The organism is Sphingomonas sp. LaA6.9 (assembly GCF_022601895.1).
Lineage (GTDB): Bacteria > Pseudomonadota > Alphaproteobacteria > Sphingomonadales > Sphingomonadaceae > Sphingobium_A.
This window is the reverse complement of record NZ_JAKVIO010000035.1, coordinates 34,929-46,378: the sequence shown is the minus strand read 5'-3', so window position 1 is coordinate 46,378 and position 11,450 is coordinate 34,929. Positions and strand designations below refer to the sequence as shown.

At 63.4% G+C, this 11,450-nt stretch carries 6 protein-coding genes; all 6 read right to left on the bottom strand.

What is annotated here, in order from left to right; translation table 11 throughout:
* A partial coding sequence (locus tag MKI88_RS16145; RefSeq protein WP_241632448.1) for a TonB-dependent siderophore receptor occupies nucleotides 1–2,520 on the bottom strand: 2,520 nt, incomplete at its 3' end.
* Nucleotides 2,521–2,993: 473 nt separating this feature from the next.
* Nucleotides 2,994–3,266, bottom strand: coding sequence for a hypothetical protein (locus MKI88_RS16140; protein ID WP_241632446.1), 273 nt, complete (start codon nucleotides 3,264–3,266; stop codon nucleotides 2,994–2,996).
* Nucleotides 3,267–3,352: 86 nt separating this feature from the next.
* Nucleotides 3,353–4,864 (bottom strand): putative 2OG-Fe(II) oxygenase, encoded by a 1,512-nt coding sequence (locus MKI88_RS16135; protein ID WP_241632444.1) that lies wholly within the window; start codon nucleotides 4,862–4,864, stop codon nucleotides 3,353–3,355.
* Nucleotides 4,861–6,021 carry an aspartyl/asparaginyl beta-hydroxylase domain-containing protein gene (locus MKI88_RS16130; RefSeq protein WP_241632442.1) on the bottom strand — a complete coding sequence of 387 codons (1,161 nt, stop codon included), beginning with the start codon at nucleotides 6,019–6,021 and terminating at the stop codon, nucleotides 4,861–4,863. The genes MKI88_RS16135 and MKI88_RS16130 overlap by 4 nt, the downstream gene beginning before the upstream one ends.
* Nucleotides 6,018–8,033 carry a tetratricopeptide repeat-containing sulfotransferase family protein gene (locus MKI88_RS16125; RefSeq protein ID WP_241632439.1) on the bottom strand — a complete coding sequence of 672 codons (2,016 nt, stop codon included), beginning with the start codon at nucleotides 8,031–8,033 and terminating at the stop codon, nucleotides 6,018–6,020. The genes MKI88_RS16130 and MKI88_RS16125 overlap by 4 nt, the downstream gene beginning before the upstream one ends.
* A 131-nt stretch (nucleotides 8,034–8,164) precedes the next feature.
* On the bottom strand, nucleotides 8,165–11,302 hold the full coding sequence (locus tag MKI88_RS16120; protein ID WP_241632438.1) for a TonB-dependent receptor domain-containing protein: 3,138 nt from the start codon (nucleotides 11,300–11,302) through the stop codon (nucleotides 8,165–8,167).
* Nucleotides 11,303–11,450 lie beyond the last annotated feature (148 nt).

Genomic DNA, 11,450 nt, shown 5'->3' with positions numbered 1-11,450 from the left:
GTGCTTCGCATAACCGACTTCGCCTGCGAACTCCTCGACCGGAGCCGAGGGGTTGGCCTGCTGCTTGAAGTCGATGAGGTAGGTGTAGTTGGCGGTCAGGTCGATGCGGTCATCGCCGAACCAGTTGAGGGCGCGGCCGTAGCGAAGGCCAACGTCGATGCCCTTGGTGCGGATCTTGCCGATGTTGATCAGCTGATCGTCGACGCGCGTGACGAAACCCGTCGCGGCATTGCGCGTCACGTTGTCGCAGAAGTCCGCGAGGCCCGTGAGCAGGCACTGCTCGATCGAAAGGTCACGGCCGACCTGCGCGATCGCGTCCTTCACCTTGATGTCGTAATAGTCGACGGTCAGGGCGACACCGGGCGCGAAGCTGGGCGTGAAGACGCCGCCAATCGTGATCGTGTTGGCGGTCTCTTCCTTCAGATCGGGGTTGCCACCGACGAAGCCGTTGATGCCCTGCAGATCCGCCGGGGTGTAGGCGAAGGTGCCATTGGCAGCGATAGCGGCCGCAATCGCGGGGATGGCGCGGCAGGCGTTGTCCTGGGCGCGGTTGCTGGTCGCGGTTACGTTGTTGCAGGGATCGGTCACGCCCTCGAAGGTCTCCGCGGGTGCCGAGGCGAATTCGGAGATGTTGGGCGCACGGTTTGCCTGTGCATAGGCGCCGCGGAAACGGACGCCATCCACCGGTGACCATTCTGCGCCAGCGTTCCACGAGAACACGCCACCCACATTGCCCTGGCTATAATCGGAATAGCGGGCCGCGCCCGTCACGCCGAGATAGTTGAAGAAGGCTGTGTCGGCGAGCAGCGGCACCTTGACCTCGCCATAGGCTTCCCAGACGTCGAACTGGCCGACGGTGTCGGGGATCATGTTGCCCGAATTGCCGCCGGTGTTGGTCAGGATGTCGAGATCGTCGACGCTCTTCTCCTTGCGGTACTCGGTACCGAACGAGACGCCGACATCACCCGCGGGAAGCGAGAAGAGCTGGCTGTTCGTGATGTTGGCAGCCAGCACATGCTGCTCGTTGGTGATCTTCTCGGACTTGGGGACGACCGCCTGGACATATGCGGATGCTGCCGGGCTGGCGGTGTTGAAACCGAAGATGTTGATCGGAACGCAACCCTCCGCCCGTGCGGTCGCGCTGCGGCAGACGATCGAGCCATCGGCGAGCTGGACCGCGTCGAGCGCGTTGCGATAACGCGCATTGTCGATGTCCTGGCTGGTCGTGTTGTCCTTCAGACGGCCATAGACATAGCTCGCGTCGAAGTTCCAGTTCTCGGCGAACGAACCGCGAAAGCCCGTGGCGACGCGCCACGTGTCACGCGTGTTGTTGTTCGAACGGTCGAAGACCTCGTTCTGACGGCGACGGAAGCCGAGGTAGGAAACGTCGTTGCTGGCGTCGCCGTCGCTGTTGCGCGCGGCGATCGCAGCCCGCACATCTGCCGGGATGAAGGGGTTGTCGATACCGATGCCGAAACCCGGAGCGTAGATGTCGGTGTCGGCGAGCGCGAGCGCCTCGATATCCGAATTCGACTTCACCTTCGAATAGGTGATCTCGGCAAATGCCTGGATGTCGTCGGTCAGGTCATATTTGAAGATACCGCTGGCGAGGTAACGCTCGACCGGGGTCGAGATCCGACGCACCGAGTTGCGGTTGAAGCCTGCGCCACCCCCGGCGATGACGTTGTTGTTGTCGTCGAACGAGAACAGGCTGCCGCCGAGATAGGCATTCTGTGGGGCGCCCGCCGCGTTGAACAGCTGGAAGCGGCCCTGCGGCGAATAGGAGCTGTACCCGCCGGGTCCGCAGATGTCGAAATAGCAGTCCTCGGCCGAGATGCGGCGCTTGCGCGACAACAGGCCGGTATCCTTGTCGTACGAGAAATTGCCCATGAATGAGCCGCGATCATCCGCGCCGAACCTGGTGCCGGCGGTGATGCTTGCGAAATAGCGCGGGTTATCGCCCTTCTCGGTGATGTTGTACTGCGCGCGCGCGGAGATGCCTTCGAACTCGTCCTTGAGGATGAAGTTGACGACGCCCGCGATCGCCTCGGAGCCATAGACGGCCGAGGCGCCGCCGGTGATCACTTCGTAACGCTCGATGAAATCGGTCGGAATGTTGTTGATGTCGACGGTCGAGCTGCCCGCGAGACCCGAGACGAAACGACGGCCATTGACGAGTACGAGCGTGCGTTTGTCCTCGAGATTGCGCAGGTTGAGCGTGGCGACGCCGTTGCCCGAGGTCAGGAAGTTGGTGTTGGTGCGGCTGTTGCCGACGCCCATCTGGGGCAGTTCCTGAAGCGAGTCCTGGATGTTGACGACACCCTCGCGTTGCAGGTCGATGGCAGAGACCGCGACGACAGGGATGTTCGATTCGACGCCGGGCTGCGCAATGCGCGAGCCGGTGACGACAATGGCATCGTCCTCGTTGGTGGCTTCGGGAGCTTCCTGTGCATGGGCCGGCAGAGACACGACGGCCAGGCCGAGTGCCAAATGCGCGGCACCCGTCCGGAGACGCAACAAACACATGTTCATTTGGGTCGATATCCTTTTGTACAACACTAATTTGGAACGAAGATCGTTCCGGACCTCTGGTCGCCGGCCTCAGGAAATTCTGGCTTTCCCACGCCGCGGCGATCACATGGCTCAGTTGCACATGGTTGTAAATTTGAGCTTTGCGTGCAGAATCATACGAATCTCCGACCGTCACATATTTGCAACAGTCAGATCGAGACGCGTTCCGGTCCGGATGAACCGCAGATTAATATGTTTGCTATAAAACTATTTAATCCCTGCGCCAGCAGGACGATGGCCCGATGCATCGGTGGCGAGACGCAGCGATGATTGATCAGAACAGGGGCAAGACCATCGGCTTTGGCGTCACGCGCGTTTCGGGACAGAACGGCTCCTTAGCCGCACAAGCGCAAACAGCGCCGGCCCCCCTGTGACCGGACGCGCTGCGCCTCCTTCAGATTACAATGGCGAGGTCCGCGACCTCAGCAGCCCGCCTGTCGCATGCAGGAGTTGAGCTGGGATTTGTCGACAGCGTCGCGGTCGGCCCGCCGTTGCTCCGCCCATTGGGCGCGCGTCTTGCAGACCTTCTTAACCGCCAGTCGACTTCCCAGCACTTCCTGCTTCTCGCAGACGACTTCGTCCGGATCGGCCTGCTTTTTGGCCTTTGACGACGCTTCTTCAGCGGCCGCCGGGACCGTCAGCGCACAGGCGATCAGGGCCCCCAATGCGGTCAAACGTGCAATCGGGCGCATCATTACTCCTCTCGGTACAAACCCTGTCCGCGAGACTGCAGCATTCGAACGCCGGTTCCAAGGTTTTTCGACCGGCGACAGCAGCTTGCCTATCTTGGCGGGGCTACATCGAAGGCTATGGTCAGCCGTTCGCCCGCGGCAAAGGGCCGGGTGCCGTGCCACATCCATGACGGGAACAGCACCAGCCGTCCAGGGCGGGGCTCGACCATGCGCACCGGCGCCAGATCAAGGCCGAGTTCGGCCTGCGGTACGCCGAGCGCGAGCCAGCCCGCATGCGCGTCCTCGTGCGACTGCCTCCCGGGCAACGCCACATACAGCGCCGAGCTGATCCACCCCTGGGGATGGACGTGATTGGCATGATGCCCCGCGCCGCGCAGGCGGACGGACCAGCTCCCCGCAAAGCGGATGCGCCGGTCGCGACGTTGGCGCAGCAGCGGATGCGCGTCATCCGGTGGAGGAAGCTCGCCCGCATAGCGCTCGATCGCGCCGACGATCGCGGCGCGCGCCGTCCGAATTTCAGGTTCTATGCGGCTCAACAACGGGCCATCGGTCTGGGTGCCGCCACGAACCGACTGGTCGAGATACTCGCCCTTGGCAACATGCAGTGCACGCAGCCGCGCGGCCAGCGCATCGAGCCCCGGCAACGCATCGCCGAGGTCCATCACTTTTACGTAATGCGCGTCCTGCTCGAGCCACTGACTGCGCGCGTCCCCGGTCTGGCGCCATGCCGCGGCGGCATAGGGCCAGACCATCGCCGAACGCTCGGAGCGAAGCTCGCGGTCGATGAGCATCACTGCACTGTCGGCGCGTCCGCTGCGCAGAAGATGCCGGATCCTCCACAGCGCAAGCGCCGGCTGCCGGTCAGAGGGCGCGGCATCGAACAATGCGTCGGCGCGCCCGGTTTCCCCCAATTCGGCCGCCGCGATCGCTTCGAACTCGGCGTGGTGAATGTGAGCCAGTCCCGCGACGCGGGCGCGCTCCACGTCGTCGCGCAATCGCGCAAAGTCCTCGCGTCGAAGATCGAGATCGAACAGGCCCTGCCATAGCGCCGCTTCCCCGGGCGCTGCCGCCATTGCGCGTTCGAGCGAGGCGCTCGCAAGATCGGGACGTCCCATTGTTGCGCGGAGCTGCGCCAGCTGCTGATGCCCCTGAAGCCAGAGCGGCGCCTGCGCCAGGATCGCATCGAGCTCGGCCGCTGCCTCCTCGCCCCTTCCCGCGGCCATGCGCGCCGCGGCGAGACCGACGAGTATGTCGCCCTTTGGAGGTCCAAGACGGTTCGCATGCTCGAATAGCGCCACCGCATCAAGGCCCGCTTCCAGCGCAACCTGGGCGTGCCCGTGCGCGATGCCCGCATCCGAAGGCGCAAGCCGCGCCGCGTGCATGAAGGATTCGAGTGCCGCCTCATGCTCGTCGAGCGCGCGCTCAAGCAACCCGCTCCATTGCCACAGCCGCGCACTCGAGTGCCGCTGCGCCGCTGCGCGCACCAGCGGCAACGCGCGCTCTTCTTCCCCTTCGGCAAGCGCCAGCCGCGCAAGCTCATCAAGGCCGTCGACATCGGCGCGCCCGGCGCGCGCGGCGGTCAGCGCGGCTTCGATGCTCACAGCCCGGCGGCCGGGGCGCCCCCGGCTGCCGTGATCAGCGTCGCCACCGCCTCGCGCTCGACGGCGCTGAGATCGGGGTGCCACAGATCGAATATGAAGACGATCCGCAACTGATCGCTCGGGTTCATCGCTTCATGTTCGATCGTGTCGTCGAATACGAAGGCCTCCCCGCGCTGCCAGTATCGCGTTTCCGCACCGACGCGGAACCAGCATCCCTGCGGCACGACAAGCGGCAGATGACAGACGAGCCGCGCGTTGCTGACGCCTACATGCGGGGGGATCGTCGTGTTGGGCGCAAGCAGCGAGAACATCGCATTGGGCGATGCCCCCGGGATCGCAGGCTGATCGAAGCGATCGAGCAGCGCCAGCGTGCGCGGACAATGGCGCGCATTGGCCTCGACCTGCCGCCCGTTTTTCCAAAGATGGATCGCGGTCCAGTCAGGATTGTGATTGAGCGGCTTCCATTGGCGGAGCGGCTGATGCGCTTCGTACTGGATATAGGGGACGAGTTCGGCGCGCTCGGCAGCCATGACGGCTTCGAGCTCAGCGCCGATCACGTCGGTCGCGGCCTCGATCTCCTCCAGCCAGGGAAAGAGCCGGCGCGGGTGGAATTCGCGTTCGCTCAATCCCGGGAAATGGAAATGCGTTGGTTCGCTGTGAAAATGGCGCGTCCGCCGCACCACATTGCTGCAAAAGCGATCGATACGGCCACGTTCCTCATCCCCGGCGCGCGCCTCGATCTCGACCATCGCCGACTTGAGCTGGCCTTCGCGCGCATCACGCCACGCGTCGTAACGCTGCTGCCCTTGCGCAAGCACAGCGGCAATCTGGGGCGGCAGATCGCCGTCGGGTTTCTGCGCGAGCGCGTGCCCCCATGCCTCGCCCGCCATCGGATCTCCGACCCGATCCAGCAGGCTTGCCTTCATGAGCAAGGCGGTGAAATCGAGCGGCGCAATCGCGAGCGCGCGATGAATAGCCTCGAGCGCGACACGCGGCTGGCCCGCAGCGCGGCTGACGCCCGCCAGCTTCAGGAAGATCGACGCATCATCGGGACGCGCATCGGCCGCCTCTCGCAGCAAGGCCTGTGCGCGCGCGAAGTCCTGCGCCATCGAGGCGCGATCGGCCTCGGCGAGCAGCGCGGGCAGCTCAGCGTTCAAAGCGAATAGCCGAACTTTTCGACCCAGGGTTCAAGAGTCGGCAGGATCGGTTCCAGATGCGTGCGATAGCGTTCCCAGCGGCCGGCCGCGCGCTTGTAGATCGGTTCGGTGACCTGCGAATAGCTGGCCGTCGTGATCAGCCCGCGCGACTTGGCGGTACGCTGATGATCGAGCGCGCCCTCGTGCCACTCGAGGCCGAGGAATTCGAGCAACGGACGGACCTGCCCCTCAACGTTCTCGATCAGCTTTTCATAGACGATCGTGTGCACGTTGACCGGGAAGAATTGGCCCGAGCGTTCCCAGTAGCGGAAGGTCAGATCATAGAATTCGGCAGCATCCTCAAGCCGGAGGAAGTTGGCCATCGCCGCGTTGAGGCGGAAATTGCTCATGTAGCAGCTCAGCAACACATCGCAGGGATGCCGCAGCGCGAGGATGAAGCGCGCGTTCGGAAAGAGCCGCTGGATCAGCGGCACCTTGTGCAGAAACAGCGGAGATTTGTCGACGAGGAGCGTCGAACCGTCATAAGGCTCGATCTTGCGCACCTCCTCGAAATAGTGCGCCCGCGCCTTTGCGATTCCCGCATCATCGAGTGCGGCGAGCTTTTCAAATCCGCCGATCGCGGTGTCGACGAGGTTAAGCGGAGGTTGCTCCTCCAGAACCGTGGTTCCGGGATGCCCCATCAGGATCGTGTCGAGCAATGTCGTGCCCGACCGCGGAAAGCCGACGAGAAACACCGGATCCGCAAAGCCGTCAGCTGCTGCCTGCGCCGGGCGCCAGCCGGCGATCCAATCGGGCGTGAGAAGTTCTGCTTCCTTGCGGATCTCGTCACGCATCTCGGCACCGCGTCTGAGGGGCTGGGTGGGATGTGCCTGATGCAGCCGTGCGGTCTCCTCGAATGCCGCAAAGGCTTCGTCGGTCCGGCCCAGACGGTCGAGCACGGTTGCGCGAATATGCGCCGTGCGCTCGGGCTCGGTGGCTGGCGGCACATGCGACAGATTTTCCAGGGCACTTTCGAACTCGCCCTGTCGGCGATTCTCCATGGCACGGAGAAAGCCGAGCGTACCGGGGTCAACGCCATTGGCTTCGGCGAGTGCGATCAGCGGAGCAAATTCGTTTTCGCGATTTGTGTGCTCATACTGGATGACAAGCCCGAGATACGCGTCCGAAATGACCGGGTTGAGCGCAATCGCCTCACGAAACGCGCGTTCCGCCTCGGCAATGCGATTGACCAGCCCATATTCGATGCCGAGCTTGACCTGAAGGTCCGGATCCTTCGGATCGCGACGGACGGCCTCCTCCAGCGCCGGCAGAGCCTCCTCCTGTCGCGCCTGGCGTTTGAAAAGCACGTAAAGTTCGTTGAGCGCGCGGGCGTCATCAGGGAAATCCGCCGCGGCAGCGCGCAAAGTCTGTTCAGCTTCTTCATCACGATCGGCCGCGCGAAGCGCATTGGCGAGGTTCAATCGTGTCGGTGACGCGAGAGGATCAAGCGCTACCGCGCGCTCCAGAGCATCGACGCTGCCAGTGAAATCGCCGAGCGCGGAACGTGCATTTCCGAGGTTGTTCCAGCTCTCGAAATCACCAGGAGCACGCGCGACGACATAGTCATAGGCCTCTGCCGCATCCGCGAACCGGTCGAGCGATTGCGCGACAAAGCCGCGATAGCGGGCAACGCGCAGCGACGCGTCGGAGAATGCGAGCTTGCTGGTGGCGACCTCGAGCGCGCCGGCCAGATCGCCCGATTCGATCAGGGCAGCGATCAGATTGCATGCGATCGTGACGTCGCCAGGCCGGCCACCATGGGCCGCCTTGAGATGGCGGATTGCGCCTGCTGCATCTCCCGCACGCGCACGCAGCATTCCAAGAAAGGCATTGAGTGCAACGACATCGCCGCCACGTAGCAGCGCATTCTCCGCCAGTTGTCGGGCGCGCTGAAGGTCACCGGTCTGGGCGGCGCCCACAGCCTCTCTCAACACATCGGCAGTAATCGGATCGAGCATTGGTGCAGTTGCCATCGTGATTGTTTGCCCCGTTCCGCCGCGCCAATGCAATCCAAATGCATGTCAAGATTGTCGGCAGACCATAAAAGGAGGGGCGGCCGATCCCAGGATCGACCGCCCCCCGACAGTGTTAACCGGACTGAACCTTAGAACTCGAGCGTCACGCCTGCATAGACGTAGCGACCCAGAGCATCATAGGTGGCCGGATAGGTGTTGCCGTTGCACGGACCAGTCGGGCACAGGTTCGAACCCGCACGGCCGGCGTTGCCCGACGTAACCAGCGGAGGCTGCTTGTCGAACACGTTGTTCACGCCCAGACGGAACTGGTAGTTCTCGGCAAAGGCAAAGGTGGTCGCAATGTCGATATAGTTCTGCGCCTTGAGCTTCAGACCCGGATCGAATTGCGAGCTGACAGGAGCGCCGATCGACTCATTGTCTTCCAGCGTTTCGGCCGTGACCTCGCCGACATAGCGCCACTGCACCGAGAAGCCGAGACCCATTTCGGTGTTCAGCGTCACGCGCGCCTTGTGCCGCCATTCGGGCAGCGGCGCACCGGCGTTGGTGGTGCCGCCGATGGTGCAGGTCGGACCATAGAGACCCGCGCAGTCGAAGGGCTCGGTCAGACCGTTGTCGATCTTGTACTTGTCGAGATAGGTCCCGATGAAGCTGGCCGAGATCGTGCCGAAGTCGAGGCTGTGCGAGTACGAACCGTTGACCTCGATACCCTTGGTCCGAAGCTTGCCGACGTTGTTCGGAAGGTCGGTAACGAAACCGCCCGGGGTCAGCCACAGCGAGCCGGCCGCGTCACGATTGACGAGGTCGCAAGATGCGGCCGCCGCCGTTGCGGTCGAGTTGGCGACGCAGTCACCCAGCACTGCATCCTGACCGAAAGCACGGATCGCGTTGTCGACCTTGATATCGAAATAATCGATGGTCAGCGCGAAGCGCGGCAGGAAGCCGGGCTGAAGGACCACACCGAAGGTCTTTGTCGTCGCCTTTTCGGGCTGCAGATCGGGGTTGCCGCCGATCAAGCCGTTATACTGGCCCGCCGGGTTCGCGGCAGTCCGCTGGCCGACCAGAAGACCCTGAGCAAGACAGCCATAATCCGTTGCGGTGATCGTGATGCCGGCGCAGGGATCCACGCTGCCGTTCAAAGCGACGGTGTTGGTGGCGAACAGTTCCTGGATGTTCGGAGCACGGACGGCCCGGTTATATGCACCGCGCAGGCGAATATCCGGGATCGGCGCGAGTTCGACGCCGACCTTGTAGGTGTCGGTGTCATACTTGCGATCGGCGCTCGTCTCGTACCACGACTTGCGATAACCCGCGTTGATCGAAAAATCGTGGATGAAGCTGTCCTGCACGATCGGGATCTGGACTTCGCCGAACAGGTCATAGACGCGGAAGTTGCCCGAAAGCGGCAGCGTCGCGCCGCCCTGACCGGTGAGATCACCCGTCTGGAAGGCGTTGTCGGTGTTCAGTTCCAGCGACTCCTTGCGCCATTCCACACCGACGTTGATGCCAACGCCGTCTTCGGCCCAGGGGGTCTGGAAGCCATATTCACCAAGAAGACCGGTGAACGAGGCGCTCGCGACCTGCTCCGAGGTCTGGCCCTTCTGGAAGCCGGTCGCCGACAGATAGGCAACCGCTGCGGGGCTCACGGAGCCCGCGCCGCCGAAGACGTTATAGGGCACGCAGTTCGGATCGGTGCCGTCGACGACCGAGCGGCACACCGGGGTGCCGTTGGGACCAGTCACGACATCGAGCGCGCGGGTAAGACGCGCTACCGAGAACTCGTTCGAATAGACCTGCGTGTAGTTCGACCGGCCATACTGGTAATAAGCGTCGTACGACCAGACATTATCCAGATCGCCCTTCGAACCAATGACCGTACGGAAATTGGTGTGGTGCAGGTCGGACCGGCGAGGACCACCTTCGACGTTGCGGCGGAGCAACTGGAAGAACGCCCTGTTATAGGTCGCTCCGGTCGTCGGATCGGTGAAGTCGATCGGCGCCGCCCCCGGATTGGGGTTGTAGGGAGCGCCCTGCGCCAGCGGGAAGACGCCCAGGAAGCCGTTGATCAGGTTCTCGTTGTCGCAGACTACGGCGCGCTGAGCCGCCGACATGAGCGGATTGTCGCAGTTGATCGTCAGCGTATTGCCGAAGTCACCCGAAGGCGCGATCTGGGCAACCGTGCGGTCGTCCATGAACATGAACTCGAGATACGGCTTGATCGAGTCGTTGATCTCGTAGTTCGCGAACAGGCCCGCAGTGTAGCGTTCGTCCGGCCGCTGGAAATAGTTGGTCGGTGCGAAGTTGTAGAGCGTGGTCGAGTTGTTGAAACCGCCACCGGGCGCGAAGGTGTAGATCGTCGACGTCGCACGAGCACCGCCGAAATCGTCGAACACGATCACGTTTCCGTTGTCCGAGGTCGCCGAACCGCCGCAGCGTGGTACGCCAGCGCCAGTGTTCTGCAGGGTGCAGGCGCTGAAATCGCGGCGCGACTGCAGGACCGGCTTGGCCTTGCGGTAGCCGGCATAGACGACTGCATGGCCGCGGCCATCGTCAAACTTGGTGCCGATCGAGACCGTGGCGTCGATGGTCCCGCCGTCGACGACGCTGCCCTTGGGATAGCCATAGCCGGCAAGACCCTGAGCCGCGCGCGCATCGAGCAGCGGCGGCATGAACTCGTTGCGGTTGTTGTGCTGGGAGAAGCTGTACTGGCCGTCGAACTTGATACCCTCGAAATCGGTATCCATGATGAAGTTCACGACGCCCGCGACCGCGTCCGCACCATAGGTCGACGACGCACCGCCCGTCAGGACCTCGACGCGCTTCACGATCGAAGCGGGTATGATGTTGATGTCGGCAGCCGAACCGCTGGTCGGGCTCGGATCGCCCGGCAGCAGGCGACGGCCGTTGACGAGGGTCAGCGTGCGGCTCGTGCCGAGGCCACGAAGGTCGACCGATGCCGTACCGTCAGCGCCGTTGGAGAGCGTCGAGGCCTGGCTTGCAGACACGCCGGGCAGCGAGTTGAGCAGGTCCTCCATCTTGGTGGTGCCCTGCAGCTTGATGTCCTCGGCGCCAACGACGGTAACCGGCGCAGCCGATTCGAGGTTGGGCTGCGGAATGCGCGAGCCGGTGACGATGATGGCTTCGCCTTCGGCCGCTTCGGCGGCCTGGGGCTCGTCCTGCGCAAAGGCAGGCGCCGAGATCATGGCCAAGCCAAGTGCAAAGGACGCAACGCCCCCGCGCAGGCTCGTATATTTGAGAGATTTGCTCACTTTCCAGTCCCTTTTCTGGAGCGATCGAGGCGAATTGTTCGACCCGATATGTTGGCTGTCTGGGCAAAGCACGCGCTCCCTGCACGGCGCTCTCCCAACAGACTGTGGTGCGAAATGCCCCAATGATCGGCGGGTTGTAAACGCCGGA